Source organism: Thiomonas sp. DCM-2, assembly GCF_056820905.1.
Map to the genome: position 1 here is coordinate 2,630,774 of NZ_CM165962.1, position 21,954 is coordinate 2,652,727.

At 65.9% G+C, this 21,954-nt stretch carries 27 protein-coding genes and 1 tRNA gene; 9 read left to right on the forward strand and 19 right to left on the reverse strand.

Annotation, left to right across the window (positions count from 1 at the left end):
• Nucleotides 1-13 precede the first annotated feature (13 nt).
• The gene (ftsY, locus tag AC1ZQA_RS12740) at nucleotides 14-1,093 is read right to left on the reverse strand and encodes a signal recognition particle-docking protein FtsY (RefSeq protein ID WP_482677232.1); all 1,080 of its coding nucleotides are present in this window, start codon (nucleotides 1,091-1,093) and stop codon (nucleotides 14-16) included.
• A gap of 75 nt (nucleotides 1,094-1,168) precedes the next feature.
• Here ftsY and rsmD point away from each other — a divergent pair, with 75 nt between their 5' ends.
• From rsmD to AC1ZQA_RS12755, 3 genes are read left to right on the forward strand one after another with little or no spacing between them, the layout of a single operon-like run.
• Nucleotides 1,169-1,828, forward strand: coding sequence for a 16S rRNA (guanine(966)-N(2))-methyltransferase RsmD (gene rsmD / locus AC1ZQA_RS12745; protein ID WP_482677233.1), 660 nt, complete (start codon nucleotides 1,169-1,171; stop codon nucleotides 1,826-1,828).
• Between the two features lie 34 nt (nucleotides 1,829-1,862).
• Nucleotides 1,863-2,360, forward strand: a complete 498-nt coding sequence (coaD, locus tag AC1ZQA_RS12750; RefSeq protein ID WP_482677234.1) for a pantetheine-phosphate adenylyltransferase — start codon at nucleotides 1,863-1,865, stop codon at nucleotides 2,358-2,360.
• Nucleotides 2,361-2,369: 9 nt separating this feature from the next.
• On the forward strand, nucleotides 2,370-2,636 hold the full coding sequence (locus tag AC1ZQA_RS12755; protein WP_482677235.1) for a YfhL family 4Fe-4S dicluster ferredoxin: 267 nt from the start codon (nucleotides 2,370-2,372) through the stop codon (nucleotides 2,634-2,636).
• A 10-nt stretch (nucleotides 2,637-2,646) separates the two neighbouring features.
• On the opposite strand, the gene AC1ZQA_RS12760 is transcribed toward AC1ZQA_RS12755, so the two are convergent.
• The 6 genes from AC1ZQA_RS12760 to AC1ZQA_RS12785 form a co-directional block, all read right to left on the reverse strand.
• On the reverse strand, nucleotides 2,647-3,087 hold the full coding sequence (locus AC1ZQA_RS12760; RefSeq protein WP_482677236.1) for a hypothetical protein: 441 nt from the start codon (nucleotides 3,085-3,087) through the stop codon (nucleotides 2,647-2,649).
• A 6-nt stretch (nucleotides 3,088-3,093) separates the two neighbouring features.
• Nucleotides 3,094-3,738 (reverse strand): aminoacyl-tRNA hydrolase, encoded by a 645-nt coding sequence (gene pth / locus AC1ZQA_RS12765; protein ID WP_482677237.1) that lies wholly within the window; start codon nucleotides 3,736-3,738, stop codon nucleotides 3,094-3,096.
• Between the two features lie 20 nt (nucleotides 3,739-3,758).
• Entirely contained in the window at nucleotides 3,759-4,802 is a 1,044-nt protein-coding gene (locus tag AC1ZQA_RS12770) for an NAD(P)H-dependent glycerol-3-phosphate dehydrogenase (protein ID WP_482677238.1), read from the reverse strand.
• A 16-nt stretch (nucleotides 4,803-4,818) separates the two neighbouring features.
• On the reverse strand, nucleotides 4,819-5,298 hold the full coding sequence (secB, locus tag AC1ZQA_RS12775; protein WP_482677239.1) for a protein-export chaperone SecB: 480 nt from the start codon (nucleotides 5,296-5,298) through the stop codon (nucleotides 4,819-4,821).
• Between the two features lie 129 nt (nucleotides 5,299-5,427).
• Nucleotides 5,428-5,691 (reverse strand): glutaredoxin 3, encoded by a 264-nt coding sequence (gene grxC / locus AC1ZQA_RS12780; RefSeq protein WP_482677240.1) that lies wholly within the window; start codon nucleotides 5,689-5,691, stop codon nucleotides 5,428-5,430.
• Between the two features lie 7 nt (nucleotides 5,692-5,698).
• Nucleotides 5,699-6,109, reverse strand: a complete 411-nt coding sequence (locus AC1ZQA_RS12785) for a rhodanese-like domain-containing protein (RefSeq protein ID WP_482677241.1) — start codon at nucleotides 6,107-6,109, stop codon at nucleotides 5,699-5,701.
• A gap of 183 nt (nucleotides 6,110-6,292) precedes the next feature.
• On the opposite strand from AC1ZQA_RS12785, the gene gpmA reads away from it, so the two are divergent.
• The 3 genes from gpmA to AC1ZQA_RS12800 all read left to right on the forward strand — a co-directional run bounded on the left by gpmA (nucleotide 6,293) and on the right by AC1ZQA_RS12800 (nucleotide 9,434).
• Nucleotides 6,293-7,000: a 2,3-diphosphoglycerate-dependent phosphoglycerate mutase gene (gpmA, locus tag AC1ZQA_RS12790; RefSeq protein ID WP_482677242.1), complete on the forward strand. Its 708-nt coding sequence runs from the start codon at nucleotides 6,293-6,295 to the stop codon at nucleotides 6,998-7,000.
• Nucleotides 7,001-7,125: 125 nt separating this feature from the next.
• Nucleotides 7,126-8,628: a S41 family peptidase gene (locus tag AC1ZQA_RS12795; RefSeq protein ID WP_482677243.1), complete on the forward strand. Its 1,503-nt coding sequence runs from the start codon at nucleotides 7,126-7,128 to the stop codon at nucleotides 8,626-8,628.
• Between the two features lie 35 nt (nucleotides 8,629-8,663).
• Nucleotides 8,664-9,434, forward strand: a complete 771-nt coding sequence (locus tag AC1ZQA_RS12800) for a HesA/MoeB/ThiF family protein (protein ID WP_482677244.1) — start codon at nucleotides 8,664-8,666, stop codon at nucleotides 9,432-9,434.
• Between the two features lie 7 nt (nucleotides 9,435-9,441).
• On the opposite strand, the gene AC1ZQA_RS12805 is transcribed toward AC1ZQA_RS12800, so the two are convergent.
• Complete coding sequence (locus tag AC1ZQA_RS12805; RefSeq protein ID WP_482677245.1) at nucleotides 9,442-10,395, reverse strand: LysR family transcriptional regulator; 954 nt, start codon at nucleotides 10,393-10,395, stop codon at nucleotides 9,442-9,444.
• A 121-nt stretch (nucleotides 10,396-10,516) separates the two neighbouring features.
• On the opposite strand from AC1ZQA_RS12805, the gene AC1ZQA_RS12810 reads away from it, so the two are divergent.
• Together AC1ZQA_RS12810 and AC1ZQA_RS12815 are read left to right on the forward strand one after the other, a co-directional pair.
• Nucleotides 10,517-12,037: a CoA-acylating methylmalonate-semialdehyde dehydrogenase gene (locus AC1ZQA_RS12810; protein ID WP_482677246.1), complete on the forward strand. Its 1,521-nt coding sequence runs from the start codon at nucleotides 10,517-10,519 to the stop codon at nucleotides 12,035-12,037.
• Between the two features lie 36 nt (nucleotides 12,038-12,073).
• Entirely contained in the window at nucleotides 12,074-13,759 is a 1,686-nt protein-coding gene (locus AC1ZQA_RS12815; protein ID WP_482677247.1) for a GMC family oxidoreductase, read from the forward strand.
• Here AC1ZQA_RS12815 and AC1ZQA_RS12820 read toward each other — a convergent pair whose 3' ends face one another.
• Genes AC1ZQA_RS12820 through AC1ZQA_RS12830 form a run of 3 tightly spaced genes read right to left on the reverse strand, consistent with a single transcriptional unit; the run spans nucleotide 13,760 to nucleotide 16,432 of the window.
• Nucleotides 13,760-14,662 (reverse strand): D-hexose-6-phosphate mutarotase, encoded by a 903-nt coding sequence (locus AC1ZQA_RS12820; RefSeq protein ID WP_482677248.1) that lies wholly within the window; start codon nucleotides 14,660-14,662, stop codon nucleotides 13,760-13,762.
• A 56-nt stretch (nucleotides 14,663-14,718) separates the two neighbouring features.
• On the reverse strand, nucleotides 14,719-16,179 hold the full coding sequence (locus AC1ZQA_RS12825) for an MFS transporter (protein ID WP_482677249.1): 1,461 nt from the start codon (nucleotides 16,177-16,179) through the stop codon (nucleotides 14,719-14,721).
• A gap of 1 nt (nucleotide 16,180) precedes the next feature.
• Complete coding sequence (locus tag AC1ZQA_RS12830) at nucleotides 16,181-16,432, reverse strand: hypothetical protein (RefSeq protein WP_482677250.1); 252 nt, start codon at nucleotides 16,430-16,432, stop codon at nucleotides 16,181-16,183.
• A gap of 258 nt (nucleotides 16,433-16,690) precedes the next feature.
• Here AC1ZQA_RS12830 and AC1ZQA_RS12835 point away from each other — a divergent pair.
• Nucleotides 16,691-16,767, forward strand: a tRNA-Ile gene (locus tag AC1ZQA_RS12835).
• 334 nt (nucleotides 16,768-17,101) lie between these two features.
• Here the strand turns inward: AC1ZQA_RS12835 and AC1ZQA_RS12840 are convergent.
• From AC1ZQA_RS12840 to AC1ZQA_RS12875, 8 genes are all read right to left on the reverse strand, one after another.
• On the reverse strand, nucleotides 17,102-17,380 hold the full coding sequence (locus tag AC1ZQA_RS12840) for a hypothetical protein (RefSeq protein WP_482677251.1): 279 nt from the start codon (nucleotides 17,378-17,380) through the stop codon (nucleotides 17,102-17,104).
• Nucleotides 17,371-17,796, reverse strand: coding sequence for a single-stranded DNA-binding protein (locus AC1ZQA_RS12845; protein WP_482677252.1), 426 nt, complete (start codon nucleotides 17,794-17,796; stop codon nucleotides 17,371-17,373). The genes AC1ZQA_RS12840 and AC1ZQA_RS12845 overlap by 10 nt, the downstream gene beginning before the upstream one ends.
• Nucleotides 17,789-17,929 (reverse strand): hypothetical protein, encoded by a 141-nt coding sequence (locus AC1ZQA_RS12850; protein WP_482677253.1) that lies wholly within the window; start codon nucleotides 17,927-17,929, stop codon nucleotides 17,789-17,791. The genes AC1ZQA_RS12845 and AC1ZQA_RS12850 overlap by 8 nt, the downstream gene beginning before the upstream one ends.
• Nucleotides 17,930-17,952: 23 nt before the next feature.
• The gene (locus AC1ZQA_RS12855; RefSeq protein ID WP_482677254.1) at nucleotides 17,953-18,195 is read right to left on the reverse strand and encodes a hypothetical protein; all 243 of its coding nucleotides are present in this window, start codon (nucleotides 18,193-18,195) and stop codon (nucleotides 17,953-17,955) included.
• Nucleotides 18,192-20,447: an AAA family ATPase gene (locus tag AC1ZQA_RS12860; protein ID WP_482677255.1), complete on the reverse strand. Its 2,256-nt coding sequence runs from the start codon at nucleotides 20,445-20,447 to the stop codon at nucleotides 18,192-18,194. Before AC1ZQA_RS12860 ends, AC1ZQA_RS12855 begins: the two co-directional genes overlap by 4 nt.
• Nucleotides 20,447-20,800, reverse strand: coding sequence for a hypothetical protein (locus AC1ZQA_RS12865; protein WP_482677256.1), 354 nt, complete (start codon nucleotides 20,798-20,800; stop codon nucleotides 20,447-20,449). The genes AC1ZQA_RS12860 and AC1ZQA_RS12865 overlap by 1 nt, the downstream gene beginning before the upstream one ends.
• 1 nt (nucleotide 20,801) lies before the next feature.
• Nucleotides 20,802-21,023, reverse strand: a complete 222-nt coding sequence (locus AC1ZQA_RS12870) for a hypothetical protein (RefSeq protein WP_482677257.1) — start codon at nucleotides 21,021-21,023, stop codon at nucleotides 20,802-20,804.
• 99 nt (nucleotides 21,024-21,122) lie between these two features.
• A complete protein-coding gene (locus AC1ZQA_RS12875; RefSeq protein ID WP_482677258.1) occupies nucleotides 21,123-21,788 on the reverse strand; it encodes a hypothetical protein in 666 nt (221 codons plus the stop codon).
• Nucleotides 21,789-21,954: the final 166 nt, after the last annotated feature.

Here is a 21,954-nt window from a genome sequence, read left to right on the forward strand (position 1 = left end):
CGCGACGCTGCCCTCACCCCTCCCCCACCAACGCCCGCGCGAACGCCATGGCGTCGAACGGCTGCAGATCGTCCAGCCCTTCGCCGACGCCGATGAAATAGACCGGAACCGGGCGCTCGCGGGCGATCGCGGCGATCACCCCGCCCTTGGCGCTGCCGTCGAGCTTGGTGATGACCAGCCCCGTCAGCCCCAGCGCGTCGTCGAACGCGCGCACCTGCGCCAGCGCATTCTGGCCGTTGTTGGCGTCGATCACCAGCAAGATTTCGTGCGGCGCGCCGTCCATCGCCTTGGCGACCACGCGCTTGACCTTTTTGAGCTCCTCCATCAGGTGCAGCTGGGTCGGCAGGCGACCGGCGGTATCGACGATGACCACGTCCATGCCCCGCGCCTTGCCCGCGTTCACTGCGTCGAACGCCACCGCCGCTGGGTCGCCGCCTTCCTGCGCGATCACCTGCACCTGGTTGCGCTGCCCCCAGGCGACGAGTTGCTCGCGCGCGGCGGCGCGGAACGTGTCGCCAGCGGCGAGCAGCACCTTTTCCCCGGCGCGCAGCAGGTGCTGGGTGAGCTTGCCGATGGTCGTGGTCTTGCCCGCGCCGTTGACCCCGACCATCATCAACACCGTGGGTTGCTGCCGTCCGATGTCCAGCGGTTTTTGCAGCGGCGCGAGCAGATCGGCCAGCGCATCGGCCAGCAGCGCGCGCACCTGCTGCGGGGTTTCGGCGCGCGCGGCCTTGACCCGCTTGCGCAGGTCGGTCAGCAGCGCGGTGGTCGCGGGCATGCCGGCGTCGGCCATGATCAGCGCGGCCTCGAGCTCCTCGTACAACGCCTCGTCGATCCTGCTGCCGCCAAACAGCCCGCTGATGCCCGCGCCGGTCTTGCGCAACCCGGAGCGCAGGCGGTTGAACCAGCCGGAGGCAGGCTGCTCCTCGGCAATCAGCGCAGGAGTTTCCACCGCGGCGGGCGCCGCCTGCGGTTGCGGCGCTTCTGCCACGGTGGGCCATGTGGGCGCAGCCACCCCATCGGGCACGGCCTCGGCCTGCACTTCGGGCGAGGCGGTTTCCGGGGTGGATTTGCGTTTGAAAAAGCGGAACATGGGCAGTCGATCGAGAAAAAGGGGAATTGCGGTGTGTCTTGGAGCTGGAACCGCCTCCCTACAATTTACCTGCCCATGAAAACACTCCCTCCAAGCCATCCCGCCAAAACCCCGCAGGCCCGCCCCCGCCACGCGCGCAGCGGCGAAATCCGCATCATCGGCGGGCTGTGGAAGCGCAGCAAGCTCGCCGTGCCCGATGTGCCGGGGTTGCGTCCCACCCCCGACCGCGTGCGCGAGACCGTGTTCAACTGGCTGGGCCAGACCCTTGCCGGGCGCCGCGTGCTCGACCTCTACGCCGGCAGCGGCGCGCTGGGCCTGGAAGCCGCCTCGCGCGGTGCTGCCTCGGTGCTGCTGGTGGAGCAGCATCCGCGCTGCGCTGCCAGCATCACTGCCGCCGCACAGCGCCTGAAGGCCGAACATGTCCAGGTACGCACCGCAGATGCCCTGGCTGCTGCACACGCGCTGGCCCGCCAGGGCGAGCGCTTCGACGTGGTGTTCATCGACCCGCCCTATGCCAGTGCGCAGCAGCTTCATGCGCTGCAGTCCGTGCATCCGCTGCTGAGCAACGACGGTCTGGCCTATGTGGAAACCGACGATCCGGCGCTGTTTGACCTTCTCGATCCCGAAACCTGGGCAGTGTGGCGACGCGGCCGCGCCGGTCAGGTGCATTTCGCCTTGCTGCGCCGCAACAACGCGGTGGCCACCTCCACGGAAACCGACGCGCAAAACCCCTAAACTGCGCCTTCCTCCCGCTTTCCCACCGCCCGCCATGCTGCTCGCCATCTACCCCGGCACCTTCGACCCGCTGACCCGCGGCCATGAAGACCTGGTGCGCCGCGCCAGCAAGCTGTGCGACCGGCTGGTGGTCGCCATTGCCGCCGGTCACCACAAGAACGCCATGTTCACGCTGGACGAGCGCCTGGACATCGCCCGCGAGGTGCTCGCGCCCTACCCCAATGTCGAGGTGAGCGGCTTCACCGGCCTGCTGCGCGATTTTGTGGTGGGACGCGGCGCGCAGGTGGTGGTGCGCGGGCTGCGCGCAGTCAGCGACTTCGAGTATGAATTCCAGATGGCCGGGATGAACCGCCAGCTCATGCCCGACGTGGAAACCCTGTTTCTCACCCCGGCAGATCAGTACCAGTTCATCTCCGGGACGTTCGTGCGGGAAATCGCCATGCTGGGTGGCGACGTCAGCAAGTTTGTGGTTCCCTTGGTCATGGAGCGATTGCAGGCCAAGGTGGCCCTGCGGCGCGCCGCGAATCCCTGAGAACCGATCATGGCGCTGTGGATCACCGACGACTGCATCAACTGCGATGTGTGCGAGCCCGAATGCCCGAACGAGGCCATTTTCATGGGCCCGGAAATCTATGAGATCAACCCCGACCGCTGCACCGAATGTGTGGGGCATTTCGATACGCCGCAGTGCGTGCAGGTCTGCCCGGTGAACTGCATTCCGGTACGCCCCGATCGCGTGGAAACCCGCGAGCAACTGCTTGAAAAATATCAGCGGCTGACCGCGTCGAACGCGGCCGCGTCAGGCTGACCGTACCGTCTCAGCGCTGTGGCGCTGGCGCTGCGGGCTGGACAACCCGCCGGGTGTCGACCGGGCGCTGATTCTTCCTCTGCCGCGGTAGCTTGTCATGCAGGTCGTGCGCCTTGCGCTGCGCCCGCCGCAGCGCCGCCTGCTCCTTGAGCAGCGCTCTGTGCCGAGCCAGCTCTTCCTTGCGCTGTTGCGCTTCCCGGGCGGCGTTTTCGCGGTGCAGGGTGTCGGCAAGGGCACGGGTTCGCTCAGCCTGCGCCTTTGCCTCGTCCTGCTGCTGCGCGGAGCGGCCGTCCTGCGTGTCGATGGCCGCACCATGCGCGCAGGGTTGATGCGAATATGCATTGCCGCAGCGCCACACCTGGGGCTCCGCGGCGAGCGCCCCGCCCTGCATGGCAACAAGGAACGCGGTGCAGGGCCACAACAGTCTGTGTTCGATAGGGCGTTTGCGCATGGCTGTTCAGTCTGTCTGCCCGGTTTCAGGATTGCCCGCGGTCGGCCTGCCCTTGGTCTGCGGCTTGGCGGGCAAGGGCCGGTTGCCACGATGCAGTTGCATCATGGCCGCCTCGAATTCGCCCTTGAGCAGCGACGGCAGCACGGCCTGCGCCTGCTCCATCGCGTGTTCGATCAGGGTCAACTCCGACTGCGGCGGCTTGCCGAGAACAAAACCCACCACGGCAGAACGGTCGCCCGGGTGCCCGATGCCGATGCGCAGCCGCCAGAAATTGGGCGTGCCCAGGTGGGCAATCAGATCGCGCAGACCATTGTGTCCGGCATGGCCGCCGCCAAGCTTGAGCTTGGCCTGGCCCGGCGGCAGGTCGAGTTCATCATGCGCCACCAGGATGTGCTCGGGCGCGATCTTGTAGAAACGGGCCAGCGCGCCGACCGACTGGCCGGAGCGGTTCATGTAGGTGCTGGGTTCGAGCAGCCACAGCTCGTGGCCGTGCAGACGCACGCGGGCGACATCCCCGAAGAATCCGCGCTCGGACTTGAGGCTGATACCCACTGCCGTGGCGATCTGGTCCACGAACCAGAACCCCGCGTTGTGTCGATCGAGGGCATGTTCCAGCCCGGGATTGCCCAGGCCAACGAGGAGCTGAATCATGATGGTGAGGACAGGGAGACTCACTCGCCCCGCGCCTGGCGCTGCAGCAGACCGCTCAGTGCCTCGCGTGGGGTGAGTTTGCCGTCGAGCAGGCGGCTGACCGCCTCGGTGATGGGCATGGACACGCGGTGCGCACGCGCGAGCTGCAGCGCGGTCTGCGCAGTGTGCACGCCTTCGGCCACATGGCCCAGGGTGGCGACGATGCGCGCCAGACTGTCCCCCTGCGCCAGCGCCAGTCCAACACGGCGGTTGCGCGATAGGTCTCCGGTGGCGGTGAGCACCAGATCACCCAGCCCGCTCAGCCCCATGAAGGTCTCGGCCTGCCCGCCCAGCGCCACGCCCAGGCGCGAAAGTTCGGCCAGACCGCGAGTGATCAGCGCCGCACGGGCGTTGTGTCCGAGCCCCATGCCGTCGCTCACCCCGGTGGCGATGGCCAGTACGTTCTTCACCGCTCCACCCACTTCGACGCCGATCACATCGGGCGTGGCGTAGATGCGCATCGCGCCGTGGTGCAGCGCGGTCACGGCAAAGCTGCGCAGCGCGGCATCGGCGCTGGCCAATGTGAGCGCAACCGGCAGGCCGCGCGCCACCTCCTGCGCAAAGCTCGGGCCGGACAGGGCCCCGGTCGCAGGCGCAGCGTCCATTGCCGCAAACACCGCGTCGAGCACTGCATGCGGCAGCAAGCCGCTGCCCTGCTCGAAGCCCTTGCACAGCCACAGCACATGCTGCACCCGCGCGCCCCTGGGCTTGTCGGCGTTGAAAATGCGCACCGCCTGCGCCGTGGCGCGCAGACCCGATGTCGGCACCGCCAACAGCAGCAAGCCGTGTGGCCCGGCGGCGTGGCGCAGCGCGGCATCGAGGTCGGCGGTAAGGCCAAGCGATGGCGGCAGGCTGATGCCCGGCAAATACGCGGCGTTGACCCGTTCGGCCTGCAGCCGCAGCATCTGCGCCGCGTCACGCCCCCAGAGCATCACGGACTGGTGCGGCGCGATCTGGCAGGCAATCCCTGTTCCCCAGGCGCCCGCACCGAGCACGCCGATGGAGCAGGGTGTGGACGACGCCATGGTCAGTCGGAACCGCTCAGTTCAGCTGGCCGGGGGCGTCGTTGGCCGCCTGTTGCTGCGCCTGCTGCTGTTCGTACATGGCCTGGAAGTTGATCTCGGCCAGATGCACCGGCGGAAAGCCGGCGCGGGTGATCGCGTCGGCCAGATTGGCGCGCAGGTAGGGGTAGACCGTCTGCGGGCAGGCGATGCCCAGCAGCATGTCGGCATGCTCCTGCGGGATGTTGCGCAGCTCGAAAATGCCGGCCTGCTTGCCTTCCACCAGGAACAGCACCCGGTCCTGCATGCGCGCGGTGATGGTGGCGGCCACGGTGATCTCGAACAGTCCGTCCACCACCGGCTTGGCTTCGACGCTCATCTGCACGTCCACATTGGGCTGCTGCTGCTCGAGCAGAATTTGCGGCGAATTGGGCTGCTCCAGCGACAGATCCTTCAGATAGCAGCGCTGCAGCATGAAAACCGGGTCGGTGGATTGGGTGTTCTCGGGAATGGCGCTCATCAACAACTCTCCATGGAAAAAAGCCCGCAGGGTGCGGGCGTCAATTGATGACGCGGGATTCTAGGCCGCCTTGCATGACACGACCCCGGCGGCCGATCCACAGCCACCGGAGGCACAAACTGGCGGCGTTCAGGCGGCGTCGCGCAGCAGCGGCGTCAGGCCGCCTCGGGCGTCGAGGGCATACAGGTCGTCGCACCCGCCCACATGGGTCTCGCCGATGAAAATCTGCGGCACCGTGCGGCGGCCCGTGACCGCCATCATGTGCTGGCGCTGCTCCGGATCGAGGTCGATCCGAATTTCTTCAATCGCCGCCACCCCGCGTTTTTGCAGCAGCGCCTTGGCGCGGATGCAGTACGGGCAGACCGCAGAGGTATACATGCGAACCTTGTTCATGGGCGATTCATCCTTTTTCGACAGGGAGGCCCGCCTCGCGCCAGGCACGCATGCCGCCGGCAACGGCGGTGGCATTCACGAATCCCGCCTTGCGCAATTGCGCCGCCGCGCGCTTGGCACGCATGCCGGAAGCGCACATGATGAGGACCGGCGTGTTTTTGTCCTTGGGCAGATCGCTCATGCGTTTTTCGAGTTGTCCCAGCGGAATGCTCTTGCTGCCCACGGCGTGGCCCGCCTGGAACTCGGTCGGCTCACACACATCGATCATCACGCCCTTTTCGCGGTTGACCTTGAGCACAGCCTGCGCCGCGCTCACACCGTCCGCGCCACTGGCGCCGCCGTATGAACTCCACAGCAGCATGCCGCCAGAGGTGAGGGCAATGAGGACGAGCGCCCAGTTTTCGATGAGGAACTGCACTTGATTTTCTCCTTGAGCATCGAATTCTAGAAAAACGAATTCGTGCGCGCTGATGGATGGATTTCGACCCTTCGGCACATGCCGCTGATTGCTGCAGCGCAGCGACGAGACGCATCTGCACTACTATTCTGCCTGTGCGTCTTTTTGTTCTGTTTTCCACGCTTTTTGCACTCCGAGATTTCCATGCATAAACTCGTCCTGCTTCGCCACGGTGAATCCACCTGGAACCAGCAAAACCGCTTTACCGGCTGGACCGACGTGGATCTGACCGAGCAAGGCATCCGTGAAGCCCGCGCCGCCGGGCGGCTGCTCAAGGAACTGGGCTACGGCTTCGACCTGACCTACACCTCGGTGCTCAAGCGTGCGATCCGCACCCTGTGGCTCACCCTGGATGAACTCGACGCCATGTGGCTGCCGATGGTGCACACCTGGCGGCTCAACGAACGGCACTACGGCGCGCTGCAGGGGCTGAACAAGGCCGAAACCGCAGCCAAGTTTGGCGACGAGCAAGTGCACATCTGGCGGCGCAGCTATGACATTCCGCCGCCGCCGCTCGACGACGCGCACCGCAAGGAACTGGCCGCCGACCCGCGCTACGCCCGCGTTCCTCACGAGCAACTGCCACTGACCGAATGCCTGAAGGACACCATCACCCGCGTGCTGCCGTTCTGGCACGAGTCGCTGGCACCCGCGATCAAGGCAGGCAAGCGCACTCTGGTGGTCTCGCATGGCAACTCCATGCGCGCCATCATGAAATACCTCGAAAACATCTCGGACGCCGACATCACCGGGCTGAACATTCCCAACGGCATCCCACTGGTCTACGAACTCGACGCCGAACTCAAGCCGCTGCAGCGCTACTACCTCAACGCCTCCGGCGGCAAGGTCTGAGTTGCTGCGGCAGGCTGCCGCTGCGCCATTTCCCCCGGCGCGGCGGGATGTTCCGCGCCACTGCTGCAAATCAGACACAGCCCCCTATACTGCCCGATCTTCGCAGACACTTCGCTTGATCCACCATGGCCAGTAAATTCCGAGTCGCAGCCTGGGTTGCCGTTGGCGCCATCACCGGCATCATGGCCACCCTGCAAGTCCAGGCGCTGGCACGCAACACCGTCTCGCCGCTTCCTCTTGAGGAATTGCAGCAATTCGCCGCGGTGTATGGGCTGATCAAGGCCGATTACTTCGAGCCGGTCGAGGGCAAGAAGCTGATCGAGAACGCCATCAACGGCATGGTGAACAACCTCGATCCACACTCGGAATACCTGGACAAGAAGAATTTCAAGGACTTCAAGGAAAGCACCAGCGGCAAGTTCGTTGGCGTGGGCATTGAAATTGCCGCAGAAGACGGGCTGGTCAAGGTGGTCTCGCCGATCGAGGGCTCTCCCGCAGCTCGCGCCGGCATTCACGCCGGCGACCTGATCACCCGCATCGACAACACCGCGGTCAAGGGCCTGAGCCTGAATGACGCGGTCAAGCTCATGCGCGGCAAGCCCGGCACCAAGGTAACCCTGACCGTGCTGCGCAAGGCGGAAAACCGCACCCTCACCTTCACCATCACCCGTGAGCTCATCCAGGTCCAGAGCGTCAAGGGCAAGATGATCGCCCCGGGCTACGGCTGGGTCCGCATCACCCAGTTCCAGTCGGACACCCTGCCCAGCTTTGTCAACAAGATCGACGCGCTCTACAAGGAAGACCCGAACATGAAGGGTCTGATCCTCGACCTGCGCAACGATCCGGGCGGCCTGCTCGAAAGTGCGGTGGGCGTCGCCTCGGTGTTCCTGCCCAATGACGCCGTGATCGTCTCGACCCGCGGCCAGATGCCCGAGGCCAATTCGACCTACCGCAACACCCCTAGCGACTACATGAGCCGCCCGGGCGACAACCCGCTCGACAGCCTTCCGGCAGGCGTGAAGACGGTCAAGCTGGTGGTGCTGATCAATGGCGGTTCGGCCTCGGCCTCCGAAATCGTGACCGGCGCGCTGCAGGACTACAAGCGTGCCGTGGTGATGGGCACGCTGTCCTTCGGCAAGGGTTCGGTGCAGACCGTGCTGCCGCTCGGCCCCGACACCGCGCTCAAGCTCACCACCGCGCGCTACTACACCCCGAACGGCCAGTCGATCCAGGGCAAGGGCATCACGCCGAACTACGAGGTCGATCCGCTGGAGAGTGGCGACCCCTATGCTGCGCTGCGCATGCGCGAGATCGACTACAAGAACCAGATCGGCACCGGCAGCGAAGCGGCGGACGCCAAGCGGGTGGAAGAGGAGGTGCGCAAGCAGGATGAAGCACGCCGCCTGCTCGAAGCCGAGCTGCAGAAAGATCCGAACAAGTTCCCCAAGCTGCCGGAATACGGCAGCAAGGAAGACTGGCAGTTGACCCAAGCCATGAACTATCTGGAAGGCAAGCCGGTGGTCACCGCCAAGTCCGCTGCAAACACGGCCAAGGTCAAGGCCCCAGCCGCTTCGGGCGTGGCCAGCAGCCCCAAGCCGGATGCCAGCGGGGCCGTCAAAAGCAAGTAAGGACAGTCGGCCGCCTGGCTGCGGCCGCTGATGTCATGCCTCTCGACGATGCCCAGCTGCTGCGTTATTCGCGGCACATCCTGCTCGATGAAATCGGCATCGAAGGACAGGAGCGGATCTGCGCTGCCCACGCGCTCATTCTGGGTGCAGGCGGGCTGGGTTCGCCGGCTGCGCTCTACCTCGCCAGCGCAGGCGTGGGCCACATCACCCTGGTGGATGATGACACGGTCGATCTGACCAATCTGCAGCGGCAGATCGCGCATACCGAAGCGCGTATCGGACAGCGCAAGGTGGATTCCGCCCGCGAGGCGATGCGCCAGATCAACCCACACATCGACGTGCAGGTCGTCCCCCGCCGCGCGGATGACGATCTGCTTGCCACATTGGTGGCCCGTGCCGATGTCGCGCTGGACTGCAGCGACAACTTTGCCACCCGCCACGCGCTCAACCGCGCCTGTGTGACGCACGGCGTGCCGCTGGTCAGCGGCGCGGCCATCCGCCTCTCGGGCCAGGTCAGTGTGTTCGACACCCGGGTCGATGCCCATGGGCAGCGCGGCCCGTGCTACGCCTGCCTGTTTCCACCAGACGCGCCGGTGGAAGAAGTGCGCTGCGCCACGATGGGTGTGCTTGCCCCGCTGGTCGGCCTGGTCGGCAGTCTGCAGGCCACCGAAGCATTGAAACTCCTCGCCGGGACGGGAACCACGCTGCGCGGCCGCCTGCTGCTGATCGACGCGCTGGACAGCGAATTTCAGACCATCACCCTGCAGCGCAATCCGCAGTGCCCGGTGTGCGGCGGGCTGGGTTGATTGCCCTTCATGCCGCCGGGCCCCACCCTGCGGCAAGCGACTCGCGCAGGTGCTCCACCAACAGCTGCACGGCGCGCGGCGTGGTCGCAGACCAGGGGCGGATCGCGTAGATCGCCTCGCCGAAAAACCCCGCAGCACGCCAGTCCGGCAGCACGATGCGCAAGGAGGAATGGCGTGCCCCCATGTCCAGGCTGAAATCTGGCGCCAGCGCAATGCCCAGGCCCGCACGCGCCGCCTCGCGCAACACTTCACTGGTGTTGGCCCGCAGCGGCCCCTGAACCGTGACACGCTCGCGTTGCGGCTCCTGGCCGCCGTCACGCGTCCGCTCGAACATCCACACGGCCGCGCCAGGCCGCAGGTAGGTCAGGCAGTCGTGCTGGGCGAGCGCTGCAGGATGCTCAGGCACGCCACGTCGCCGCAGATAAGCCGTGCTGGCCACCAGCAACGAACGTGTCTCGCACAGCTTCCAGGCCACATGGCTGTCGGGCGGGGCGGCCACGTGGCGCACGGCCAGATCAAAGCCGTCCTGCGGCAGGTTGGACAACCGGTCCGACAACTCCAGCTCCACCCGAATGTCAGGATATTTGCGCAAGAAGCGCAGCAGATGCGGCGCCACATGCTGCCGACCCAGGGCCACCGGTGCGGTGACGCGCACCAGCCCGCGCGGCGTGTCCGCGAGGTCATGGACCGCCGCCACACTGTGGACGATCCGGGCGAACGCCGGCGCGGTGTCATCCACCAATCGCTGCCCCGCCTCGGTCAGGCGCAGGGTCCGGGTGGTGCGGCGGACCAGCGGCACACCGATGCGGCGCTCCAGGGCGGCGAGCTGCTGGCTGACCGCTGCCTTGGACACACCCAGCCGCCGCGCGGCTGCGGTCAGGCTGCCATGCGCAGCAATGGTGCCGAGCCAGTGCACCTGCTGCCAGAGCATGTCGTCATGCGACGGTGATGCGATGGACATGATTCCCCCGACCGGTCTGATTGTTCGTTTATTCAAACAATGTTGTCAGTTTACGGCGCTGTTCAAACGCATGCGGCCCGCCTAGACTTTGGCAACGACTTTCCTCACAGCGGAGTTCATCATGGGCGCACCCCTTGCCTTCACCGCCACGGCTGACGCGGCACATTTCATCAACGGCCATTGCGTGACGTCGGCGCATGCACGCAGACAGCCGGTGTTCAATCCCGCCACCGGCGCGGTCTCGCGGCAGGTCGAACTGGCCGATGCGACGCAAGTGCATGCCGCGGTTGCCGCCGCGCAAGCGGCTTTTGCGAAGTGGGCTGACACGCCGCCGGTGCGCCGTGCACGGGTGATGTTCAAGTTTCTCGAACTGCTCAACCAGCACCGCGACACTCTGGCCGCAATGATCACCGCGGAACATGGCAAGGTGTTCACCGACGCGCAGGGCGAGGTCACGCGCGGCATCGAGATCGTCGAGTTCGCCTGCGGCATTCCGCAACTGCTCAAGGGCGACTACACCGAGCAGGTGTCCACCGCCATCGACAACTGGACGCTGCGCCAGCCGCTGGGCGTGGTGGCCGGCGTGACACCGTTCAACTTTCCGTGCATGGTGCCGCTGTGGATGTTCCCGGTGGCCATTGCCGCGGGCAACACCTTCGTGCTCAAGCCCAGCCCGCTCGACCCCTCGCCCAGCCTGCTGATGGCCGAGTTGCTCAAGCAGGCCGGTCTGCCCGACGGCGTGTTCAATGTGGTGCAGGGCGACAAGGTGGCGGTCGACGCACTGCTGGAGCACCCGGATGTGAAGGCGATCAGCTTTGTCGGCTCGACCCCGGTGGCGCATCACATCGCACAGGAGGCCGCACGCCAAGGCAAGCGCGTGCAGGCGCTGGGCGGTGCGAAGAACCACATGGTGGTGATGCCCGACGCCGATCTCGATCAGGTGGTCGATGCGCTGATGGGCAGTGCCTTCGGCTCGGCCGGCGAGCGCTGCATGGCCATTTCGGTGGGTGTGCTGGTGGGCGACGTGGCCGACAAGATCATGCCTCGGCTCGTTGAACGCACCAAGGCGCTGAAAGTGAAAAACGGCATGGAACTCGACGCGGAGATGGGCCCCATCGTGACCGCTGCTGCGCGTGCGCGCATCGCCGCCCTGATCGACTCCGGCGTGGCGCAAGGTGCCAGCCTGCTGGTCGATGGGAGGACGCAGACCGTTGCCGGACACGACGGCGGCTTCTGGCTCGGCAGCACGCTGTTCGACCATGTGACGCCCGCCATGCGCATCTACCAGGAGGAAATCTTCGGCCCGGTGCTGAGCTGCGTGCGTGTACCCGATTTCACCGCCGCGCTCGATCTGGTCAATGCCCATGCCTACGGCAACGGCGTGGCCTGTTTCACGCGTGACGGCCATGTGGCGCGCGAGTTCGGCCGCCGGGTGCAGGTGGGCATGGTGGGCATCAACGTGCCCATCCCGGTGCCGATGGCGTGGCACGGCTTCGGCGGCTGGAAGGCCAGCCTGTTCGGCGACATGCATGCCTACGGTGAGGAGGGCGTGCGCTTCTACACCAAGCAAAAAAGCATCATGCAGCGCTGGCCCGAGAGCACACCCAAGGGCGCCGAGTTCGTCATGCCGACGGCGAAGTAGGCCCGGGCTGGAGCGGCGTGCGATCATGCCCTCACCATGAGTGACACCACTTTCGACTTCATCATCATCGGCGCCGGCACGGCGGGCAGCCTGCTGGCCAACCGGCTGAGCGCCGATCCGACCAAGCGTGTGCTGCTGATCGAGGCGGGCCGCAAGGACGACTACCACTGGATCCACATTCCGGTGGGTTATCTCTATTGCATCGGCAACCCACGCACCGACTGGCTCTACCGCACCGAGCCCGATGCCGGGCTGAACGGCCGCAGTCTGCGCTACCCGCGCGGCAAGGTACTGGGCGGCTGCAGCAGCATCAACGGCATGATCTACATGCGCGGTCAGGCACGCGACTATGACGCCTGGGCCGAGCGCCTTGGCGATGACGCCTGGAACTGGCAGGCTTGTCTGCCCGACTTCATCGCCCATGAAAACCACTGGCGTCGCGACCCTGGCGCAGACCGCGCGGGCGATCCGGCATTTGCCGCACTGCACGGTCACGGCGGCGAATGGCGCGTGGAGAAGCAGAGGTTGCGCTGGGACATTCTCGACGCGTTCGCGCAGGCAGCGCAGCAGGCCGGCATTCCCGCCACCGACGACTTCAACCGTGGCACCAACGAAGGCGTGAGCTACTTCGAGGTCAACCAGAAAGCGGGCTGGCGCTGGAATGCCGCCAAGGCCTTTCTGCGCCCGACCTGCTATGGCCGCAGCAACTTCGAGCTGTGGACTTCGGCACAGGTCGCCCGGCTGCTGATCGACACCCAGCCGGACGGCACCCTGCGCTGCAGCGGCGTGCAGGTGTGGACCGGACAGGAGATGGTGACTGCGCGAGCCACTGGCGAGGTCATCCTCAGCGCAGGTGCCATCGGCTCGCCGCAATTGCTGCAACTCTCGGGCATCGGCCCGGCCGCACTGCTGCAGCGCCATGGCATTGCGCCCATGGCCGACCTGCCTGGCGTGGGAGAAAACCTGCAGGACCATCTGCAGATTCGCGCCGTGTTCAAGGTGCACGGCGCGCGCACCCTCAACACCCGCGCCGCCTCCGCCTGGGGCAAGGCCATGATCGGCCTGGAGTATGCCCTCAAGCGCAGCGGGCCGATGAGCATGGCGCCCAGCCAGCTCGGTGTGTTCACCCGCAGCAGCGCGCAATACACCCATCCCAACATCCAGTACCACGTCCAGCCCTTGAGTCTGGACGCCTTCGGCGAGCCGCTGCACGGTTTCGATGCGTTCACCGCCAGCGTGTGCAACCTCAACCCCGGCAGCCGCGGCACGGTGCAGATTCGCAGCCCGCGCTTTGCCGATGCACCGGCGATCGCTCCCAACTACCTCAGCACCGAGGAAGACCGGCAGGTCGCCGCCGACAGTCTGCGGCTCACCCGCCGCATCGTGGCGCAACCGGCGCTGGCCCGATATCAACCGCAGGAATTCAAGCCCGGCACGCAGTTCCAGACCGACGAGGAACTGGCCCGTCTGGCCGGCGACATCGCCACCACCATCTTCCATCCGGCGGGCACCACGGCGATGGGCCGCGCTGACGATCGGCAGGCCGTGGCCGATGCACGGCTGCGCGTGCGCGACGGCCGTGGCGGCGTGGTGGCCGGGCTGCGCGTGGTGGACGCTGGCGTGATGCCGGTCATCCCCAGCGGCAATATCAACAGTCCCACGCTGATGATCGCGGAAAAGGCCGCGCGCTGGATTCAGGCGGAAGCGCGGGCCGCGCTCTGATCACAGCGCTTCGGCGCTGTAGCGCACCCGCAGGGTGTGGGTCGCGCCGGGCTGCAGGGTCAGCGCATTGTCGGCCGCGTTGGCCGATTCCACGCACAGCATGTTGCGCCAGCCATGTGCAGTGAAATCCCCCATCGCCGCGGCTTTTTCGGCCCACGGTGTCCACACCACGGTGGAGGCGCTGCCCTGCTTGTCGATGCGGATGCGGCGCTGCAGTTGCGGGTCGTGGATGACGCAGGCGCTTTCGGTATCGACATACACCCGGTCGGTCTCGGCGGCAAAGTGCACCGCGCCCTGCTGCCGCTTGCGCGCAAAACCCTCTGTCTTGTCGAGGTAGGCGCAGCCGTCCAGCCCGCGCAGTTCCACCTCGGCGATGTCGCCAATCTGAAAGTAGGTATGCAACGCCTCGCTCAGGGGCACGGCTTGGGCGGTGGCGTTGTGCGTGCGCAGTTCCATCTCCAGCGCGTCGGCCACACGGATGCGCAGGGTGACCGGCGTGTCATGCGGCCATTGTGCCCGGGTGGCCTCGGAGGCTTGCAATTGCAGGGTGATGTGGGTGGCACCCTGCGCGGTCCCGCTGTCCACCACATCCCACGGCACGGTGCGGGCAAAGCCATGCCCGGGAAAGCTGCTCTCGCTGGGGTGTGCACCGAACCACGGCCAGCACACCGGCACGCCGCCGCGGATCGACTTGCCCGGCAAATAGCGCGACGACTCCGACACCCAGACCACCGGCTCGGGCTGCGCCTTGGGACGAAAGGTGGTGAGGTGCGCCCCCTGCAGACAGACCGTGGCCGTGCCTGCCGGGTTGTCGATTTCCGCAAAGACCAGACCGGCTGGATTGCTGCGAAAGTGGAGCTGGCCAGCAATGGCGTGGCGGGAGAGTGTGTCGAGATCGTGCATGGCGGAGGGCAGGATGGGGTTGAAATGACAGACAGCCGCATTCTGCCTCTGGTTGTTCAAAGCGTCACGCGCGGCACGCGGGTGGATGTCCAGGCGGCCATCAGGCTCACACCCGCGGCGCAGATGAAGGCCATGCGAAACGCGTGAATGACCTGCAGCGTGGCGTTCCCGCCCGGGGCGTGCAACGCGGCCTGCAGCTCGGTGTTGGACGTCATGCCGAACACCAGAGCGCCGAACAGCGCCGTGCCCACCGAGGCCCCTGTCGATCGCGCCAGAGACACCGTGGCTGCCGCCGCCCCCAGGCGAGCACGACCGGCCACCGTCTGCACGACCAGTTGCGATGTCGGCATCACGGTGCCGAACCCCAGCCCCGCCGTCACGCCCAGCACACCAATGATCAGCGGAGCCGCGGGCAGCAGGCCCAGCAAAAACAACGCGCACGCCGCAACACTCAGACCCCATCGCACTGGAATATCGGGTCGCCCCGTTCTGGCCACCAGACGCCCCGTGATGTTGGCGCCCAGCACCAGACCGCCGGTGAGTGGCAGCAACAGCAGGCCCGCGTGCGCGGCGCCCGCTGCATGCCCGACCTGCAGATACACCGGCATGAAAAACACCAGAGCGAAGAGGCCGGCTGCGAACAGCACCATGGTCACGGCAGTCCAGGCGATGGCGGGCTGCCGCAGCAGATCCACCGGCAGGAAGGGATGCGCATGCCGCCGCTCGCGGCGTATCAACACCCCGCCAAGCAGCAGTGCGGTGCCCGCCATGACCGCGCTCGGGACGGACACCCAGGCAAAGCGATGTCCGGCCAGCGTGAGCCAGAGCAGCGCAACGGCGGCCGATGCCGCGAACAGCAGCACACCCAGGGCGTCGTGCGTCTGTCCAGGAAGCGCATGGCGAGGGCTCGCAGGTAGCCGCAGCACGCGCCAGGTGGCCAGTGCTGCGAGCGGCAGATTGGCGAAGAACAGCCACCGCCAGCTCAAACTGCTGACCACCAGCCCACCCAGCACGGGGCCCGTGACGCTGGCAAGGACGAACACGACACCGAAGTACGCCTGAAATCGGGGCCTTTGCCGAGGCGCAACCACCTCGCCAATCAAAGCCTGACTCATCACCATCAAACCACCGCCGCCCAGGCCCTGCAGCATGCGCGCGGCAATGAGCCACCACATCCCCTGGCTGACTGCGCATGCCAGCGAGCCCAGGGCAAACAAACCCAGCGCAGCCACCAGCGCATCGCGGCGGCCGTATCGATCTCCAAATCGACCATAGAGCGGCGCCATGATGGTGGAGGCGAGCAGATAGCCCACCGCAATCCAGGCGCTGTCGCGGAAGTCGCCGAGTTCGCGGGCGATCGCAGGCGTTGCCGTGGCCAACAGAGTCTGATCGACCGCGGCCAGAAAGATCGGCAGCATCACCGCCAGGAACAGTTGCACGAACTGCGCGCGGCTGACGGGCTGGTCGGAAGCAACCTCGCCTGCCGACGCCGCTGCGGAGGAGACCGTCTCCTGCACGTCAACCCTGCCGCGCGTCGACCATCGCCTCCAGGCCCCCGTTCTGATGCCTGCGAACGTGGAGAACATACGGATCGATTGCGGTGCGTTCAACCTTCAGCGCCTTGCTCAAGAACTGCAACGCCCTTTCATCGCCCTTCATGGCAATCTCCCGATGGTTGTGTGGATGCCTGTCGGCGCAGTCCAGACGCGCACGCCCCGGGCAGGCCAAAGAGAGTAGCAGCCCGTCTGCAGTCGCGTTGTCAAGAAACATGTCCGTCGCCTCGGCGCGCAGACGGCGAGACCCGCGAGAACGAAAGATCGCCCTGACTTGCCACCGGTCACGCAGCGACAGCGACCGGCACACACCGCCGACCGCTGGCGACCGCGCACCGCCGGTCAAGCTCGCTGGCGATCGCCTGCCAGGTGCTCTGTGCACAGCCGCCCCCTTCAAGCCAACTCCCAGATGCTCCCGCTAACATATGCTGTTTGCCTTGCCACGCCTGCACCGCAGCAACGCAGTCATTCCTATGGGCCGTTAGCTCAGTTGGTCAGAGCAGAGGACTCATAATCCTTTGGTCGTTGGTTCAAGTCCAACACGGCCTACCAATTAAATCAGACACTTAGCCCAGTCTCACCCGCTGGGCTTTTTGTTGCCCGGCGTTCATGTAGGGGCTGTGTAGGGATTTGGCGGGAATGCTGGGCACTTGGCCTGCTCCAGAAAAGACAAAGCCCGGCGCGATGGCCGGGCGTCATCCTGGGGGGCTTTCAGTGCGCGGCGGCTTTGCTTCCCACTGCGATAAATCGCACCACGATGCAAGCGTCATCTTCTGCCCGCTCGCGGGCAATGGCCTGCTCTGCGGTTTCGTCACCTTTGCAAAAGACTAGGCGCATGCTGGCCTGCGATTGCTCGCGTTGATGCTCCAGGCGCTCTAGGCGGCTTTCAAGTCTGCGTGTCATGCGATGCCTCCAAGGCGAGAATGCGGGCCTCCAGCGTCGCCACTTCGTGCCCGCGAATCAGGATTTGCAGCAGATAGGCCAGCTTCGCGGCGCGGTTCACGTCAAGGCGTCCATGCCGGGCGTCACGATACAGCCGGGCGAGTTCGTCAGTGCAGCCCTTCACCGTGTCGAGCACGATAGGCGGCCTGCCACGGCGGGGGGTAGGGGTATCGTCACAGTCCACCACCTCGAAGGTTTGCGGCGGCGTTTTGCTCACTCCCACGGCAGCACCTCCGCAGTGTCCAAAGGCTCCAGGGCGGCCATAGCGGCCCGCTGCTGCTCTGCCTGAGCATCTCCCTTGCTGTGCTGCGTTCGCGGCTCTACAGCCTTGCGCTTGCGCTGCACCGCGTAGGTTGTCAGCACCGCATGCGCTTGCATGTCGAGCACCGGGCGCGGCTCACCTTGCGGCGGCGTCCATACCTTCGGCGTGAGCATTCCGGCGATATGAACAGGCTCACCAGCATGCAGCGCCAGCAAGGCAGCACAGGCGGCCTTGTCGAAGGCAATCACGTTCACGAACAGGGCTTCACCGCTTTGCATCGGCGTGCGCACCTTGCAAGTGACAAAGGGCTTCCCGGCTTGGCCGGTTTTCTCCACGGCGGCACCGTGCAGCGTGCCACCTATCAGGGCGTCAATCATGGGCGGCCTCCTTCGGGGCAGTTGTGGGCTTCGGCGCGGCTGCGTATTGCTCCAGGGCGCGGCGCAGGGCTTCGGCGGCTTGGCGCAGTTCGTCGAGCGCCTGCCGGGTAGGGTTCGATGCGTTCAGGTTCATGGGTTTGCTCCGGGTTGTTGCGGTCATGGCGCGGCCCTCCCGTGGCGCGGCGCGTCTAGCACTTGCTGCACCAGCGGCACACCTAGCCCCAGACGTGATGCGATGGTCTGCACGTCGGCATCCTGCGCATGCTGGCGCTGGATTGCCGCGCGCGGCAGGTAGTCCATATGCACCCATCGCACCACCCCGGCCGAATCGGCGCGGCGGAAAATCTCGCCCTTGCGCTCCAGAAGCATGAGCGCGGCGGTCAGCTTGCGGTCGGTCATGGCGTCGCCTCCTGTGCGTCGACCTCGGCAGGCTGCGCGGCTGGGGTTGCTCCAGAAGGCGGGTTATCGGCTGGCGCTTCGTCCTGCGTGCGCTGCGTCAACTTCCCCCCATACCCCCCTGTAGGTCGACGCAGGGCGCTTGACGCGCCTGCGTCTGGTGCGTCAACCTCTGAAACATGGCATGTCGACGCGGTCGACGCAGTCGGCGCAAGTTCAGGGTTAGCCTCGCTCTGCACCGGCGCTGCGATGCCTGCGAATGCATACCCTTCTGGCGCAATGGCCCATCGCTCGCCGGGGTGTCGGTTCGCTTTGGTGTAGCTCTCGCGGCGCAGATAACCCGCCTTCTGCATGGCGCGAAACAGGCCCATCACGTCAGGCTTGCTCAACCCGGCAGGGAACCCCTCCATGTGGCGCAGCACAGCCCAGGGCGTGCCCGTGGGCGCTGTTGCGCTGGGGCTGAGAAAGTCGCCAGCCTCGAAGGTTTCATGCACCAGCGCCAGCATGGCGCGCATGTTCTGCGCTTCAAAAAACGCCTTTGCAGGCTCGTTGTCGCCCTCCTTCCCGCTGGGGCGTTCTTCCACCACGGCGCAGGATGAATAGGGCGTCCCGTCGTCCTCGATGCCCAGTGTTTCGACCTCCAGCCGAAAACCGATGCCCTCGGCGTCGGCTCCGTCCTTGGCCTTGGCGATGCGCCAGCTTCTGGCGTCCCCATCGCGGCGCACTTCGATGGCTGCATCAAGGGCGGCGTGCAGGCTGGAATGTCCGCGCATGCCCCGGCTCAAATCCTTGCCGCTGTGATGCACCAGCAGCACCAGCCCACCGATGCGGCGCTGCAATTCGGCTGCGGCCTCGATGATTGCACCCATGTCCTCGGCTGTGTTTTCGTCCAAGCCCAGCGCGGCGCGGTTCAGCGTGTCGATTATCAGCAGGCCACCACCCGCACCGCTGGCGCTGCACGCCTTTGCAAGTTCGTTCACATCGTCGGCAGTGGGCAGGTTGAACGGTTGTGCCACCACAAAACGCAGCCCCTCGGGCAAAAGCCGTCTGTGGTGTTTCTCCCATGCCTGCACCCGCTGCGATAGTCCAGCCTCGCCCTCCAGCCCTACATAAACCACCGGCGCGGCATAGGTGCGATACCCGAACCAGCGGCGGCCTTCGGCAATCGCGGCAGCCATGTCCAGGCATAGAAACGTCTTGCCACTGCCTGATGCACCGAACAGCGCAGCCAGTCCCTCGGCAGGCAGCACACCACGCACCAGCCAGCGCACCGGCGGCAGCGCGGCGATTTCTGCGGCTGTGCGCAGCCGGTAACGTCCTGCGGGTTCGCTGGCGCTCGATAGCAGCACCTCCAGGGCGTCCGCGCCATGCTCTGCGGCGTAGTCGTTCGCGTCGAAGTTCGGCGGGCTGCCTTCGGGCAGGCGCACCACCTGGCACCCATGTTCGCGGGCGATGGCTTCGGCCTGCTGCTCCTTGCCTGCATCGGGCACCAGCACCAGCGGCAGGGCTGGCGCTTGCTGGCGCAGGGCCTTCACCACGGCAGCCGTGCGGCCTGCACCAAAGGTTACAGCGGCAGGCTGCCCGGTTGCCTGCCAGCAAGCCCAGGCTTGGCCGATGCCCTCCACGATGAAGCATTGCGCGGCGTCTGGCAGGTTGCCCCCCACGATGTGCAGGCCGTCGCCAAAGCTCGCACCAGGCAGGTTCAGCTTTTTGCCCGCACCGGGCGGCGGGATGAATTGCAGCGTCTGGAGTTCACCAGCCAGCGTGCGGCAGGGCAGCACCAGCCAGCCGGTCACGTCCTGCCCGGCGATACGCAGGGATGAACCAGCGGGCACTTGGCGCAAACCTTCGGCTTTGCCGCGCTTGGCCGTGATGTAGCCATGCTGCGGGCGTGCGGGTTCGCATTGCTCCCAGATAGCGGCGGCGTCTGGCTGTGCCCGCTGTGGGCTGGGCTTGGCCTGGCGCGGCGTTGCCTGCTGGCGCTGCTTGCGGGATGTGTCACGCCAGCCGTGCGAGAAGGCAAGGTGAAACAACGTGCCCGGCCCGATGCCGTCACCCTTGAAGCTCTGCCACACGGCGGCGCAGTCCTTCGGCCCGGCGTAGTTGTCGCCTCTACTGCTCCAGTCGGTGAAGTCCTCCAGCGCCAGCCCGGCGGCTTTGGCGGCCATGCCTGCGCGTGTCCAGTCCTCGCGGTTCAAATCTGGCGGGATGGCTTGCAGCGCGTCGCGGGCGCGCTCGATGTCGTTGCCGTTCATCAATTGCGCACTCCCCGCACCGCTGCGATGTCCGCAGGCTCCAGCATGTAGCGTGCGATGCCACAGGCGCGGCCCGTCCAAGGGCTGCCGTCCTCGCTGACTGTGCGAACGTGCCAGCCTTTGCGCTTGAGCAACCAGGCATAGGCAGCAAGTCGCCACGTCCGCGCGATGGCTCCGAACTCGGGATGGTTCAGGCTTGCGCCATCGAGCAAGGCGGCGAGTAGCTGGCCCTCTTTGGTTGCGCTGCTCGGCCATTGTGGGCAGAATGCAGGTTGTTCGAAAAGCTCTTGCTGTACTGCCTCGGACTGCCCGCCCTGCCCGGCGGGTTTCTCATTTTTTGGGGTGCGTTCCATGTCAGGCACCCCCATTGAGCGCGCGCGCCACGTCTGCGATAGGCCACAGCAAGCGGCCTCCGACATTGCGCGGCCTCACGCCGCAGCAATGCCCGGCAATGCAAAAATTCTTGCGCGCTGTCTGCGGCGCGCGTCCCACGGTTCGGGCGAATTCGGCGGTTGTCAGGAAGTCCCGGCCCTGTGCGATGCGGGCCAATTCGGGCGGCATGTTTTGCGTGTCCATCGGTTCCCCTCCTATGGGGTAAGTTGCGATGGATTCGCAAGTTATGCGGCCTTTTGCGGCTCTCCGATAGCTGCGGGCGCTCGCGGGCGCTGGCGTCCGTTAGCGGGCGTTCGCGGCGCTTTTCATGCGCTTGCGTAGCGCGTCGAACGTGAAAAAACCCACGCCACCTGCGGGCGTTAGATACTTGATACCTTCACCTTGGGCGAACCCAATAAACGGCGCTTTGCCCTGCTCGGCCCATCGCTGGAGCACGGCATAAACCGCGTGCGCGCCGCTTGGGTTCGTCGCCTCTCGTTTTGCTGCCTCAATCTCGGCGTCTAGCTGTTGCGCTCGTTTTCCCTTCGTGCTGTTGCGCACCGTGCCCAGCCCTGCAATCGTTGCGGCCTCACCCGCTGGCGATTCCTTCGCGGCGAACTGCTCCACGGCTAGGCGAAAGCCCACATGCACCGGCTCGCCCATCGAATCGGCCCAGGCTAGCCATTCGCGGGGTCTGGCGCGTTCCATGCCTTGTGATTCGGCTATTTCCACGAAGTCAAGGGCGCGCATTTTTGCGCCACCGGCGAAATCGTTGTGATTCAGGTTTAGCGTTTTATGGGCCTTCGGTTCCAGTCCTGCGAGCAATCGGGCGGCGTCTGCTGCTTTCAGCAATGGCCTGTGTTCAACCCATTTGCTCCAGTTGATAGGCTCTCCGCCATTGATGGCGCACTCGATAAATTCGGCTGCCGTCCAGCCGTCAACGCTTGTGCCGTCTGCTTCGTGTGTCATGTCTGCGCTCCTTCGTGCGCTGGCCTTCGTTCATGGGCACCAGGCAGGCGGGCGAAGGTTCCCGCTTTTCTCCCCGTCGGGATAGCCTGGCGCGATGCGTGATGAACTCCATGGACATCAGTGCAGAATCACTGCTAGAGTGGGATGGCCATTGTTATTGTCAAAC

Coding starts and splice junctions, on each gene's coding strand:
- AC1ZQA_RS12820 (WP_482677248.1), bottom strand. CDS start 14,662: ATGCACGATCTCGACACACTCTCCCGCCACGCCATTGCTGGCCAGCTC.
- gpmA (WP_482677242.1), top strand. CDS start 6,293: ATGCATAAACTCGTCCTGCTTCGCCACGGTGAATCCACCTGGAACCAG.
- coaD (WP_482677234.1), top strand. CDS start 1,863: ATGCTGCTCGCCATCTACCCCGGCACCTTCGACCCGCTGACCCGCGGC.
- grxC (WP_482677240.1), bottom strand. CDS start 5,691: ATGAACAAGGTTCGCATGTATACCTCTGCGGTCTGCCCGTACTGCATC.
- AC1ZQA_RS12800 (WP_482677244.1), top strand. CDS start 8,664: ATGCCTCTCGACGATGCCCAGCTGCTGCGTTATTCGCGGCACATCCTG.
- rsmD (WP_482677233.1), top strand. CDS start 1,169: ATGAAAACACTCCCTCCAAGCCATCCCGCCAAAACCCCGCAGGCCCGC.
- AC1ZQA_RS12810 (WP_482677246.1), top strand. CDS start 10,517: ATGGGCGCACCCCTTGCCTTCACCGCCACGGCTGACGCGGCACATTTC.
- AC1ZQA_RS12755 (WP_482677235.1), top strand. CDS start 2,370: ATGGCGCTGTGGATCACCGACGACTGCATCAACTGCGATGTGTGCGAG.
- AC1ZQA_RS12855 (WP_482677254.1), bottom strand. CDS start 18,195: ATGACCGACCGCAAGCTGACCGCCGCGCTCATGCTTCTGGAGCGCAAG.
- AC1ZQA_RS12760 (WP_482677236.1), bottom strand. CDS start 3,087: ATGCGCAAACGCCCTATCGAACACAGACTGTTGTGGCCCTGCACCGCG.
- AC1ZQA_RS12850 (WP_482677253.1), bottom strand. CDS start 17,929: ATGAACCTGAACGCATCGAACCCTACCCGGCAGGCGCTCGACGAACTG.
- pth (WP_482677237.1), bottom strand. CDS start 3,738: ATGATTCAGCTCCTCGTTGGCCTGGGCAATCCCGGGCTGGAACATGCC.
- AC1ZQA_RS12770 (WP_482677238.1), bottom strand. CDS start 4,802: ATGGCGTCGTCCACACCCTGCTCCATCGGCGTGCTCGGTGCGGGCGCC.
- secB (WP_482677239.1), bottom strand. CDS start 5,298: ATGAGCGCCATTCCCGAGAACACCCAATCCACCGACCCGGTTTTCATG.
- AC1ZQA_RS12870 (WP_482677257.1), bottom strand. CDS start 21,023: ATGGACACGCAAAACATGCCGCCCGAATTGGCCCGCATCGCACAGGGC.
- AC1ZQA_RS12875 (WP_482677258.1), bottom strand. CDS start 21,788: ATGACACACGAAGCAGACGGCACAAGCGTTGACGGCTGGACGGCAGCC.
- ftsY (WP_482677232.1), bottom strand. CDS start 1,093: ATGTTCCGCTTTTTCAAACGCAAATCCACCCCGGAAACCGCCTCGCCC.
- AC1ZQA_RS12845 (WP_482677252.1), bottom strand. CDS start 17,796: ATGATTGACGCCCTGATAGGTGGCACGCTGCACGGTGCCGCCGTGGAG.
- AC1ZQA_RS12830 (WP_482677250.1), bottom strand. CDS start 16,432: ATGTTTCTTGACAACGCGACTGCAGACGGGCTGCTACTCTCTTTGGCC.
- AC1ZQA_RS12805 (WP_482677245.1), bottom strand. CDS start 10,395: ATGTCCATCGCATCACCGTCGCATGACGACATGCTCTGGCAGCAGGTG.
- AC1ZQA_RS12815 (WP_482677247.1), top strand. CDS start 12,074: ATGAGTGACACCACTTTCGACTTCATCATCATCGGCGCCGGCACGGCG.
- AC1ZQA_RS12865 (WP_482677256.1), bottom strand. CDS start 20,800: ATGGAACGCACCCCAAAAAATGAGAAACCCGCCGGGCAGGGCGGGCAG.
- AC1ZQA_RS12860 (WP_482677255.1), bottom strand. CDS start 20,447: ATGAACGGCAACGACATCGAGCGCGCCCGCGACGCGCTGCAAGCCATC.
- AC1ZQA_RS12795 (WP_482677243.1), top strand. CDS start 7,126: ATGGCCAGTAAATTCCGAGTCGCAGCCTGGGTTGCCGTTGGCGCCATC.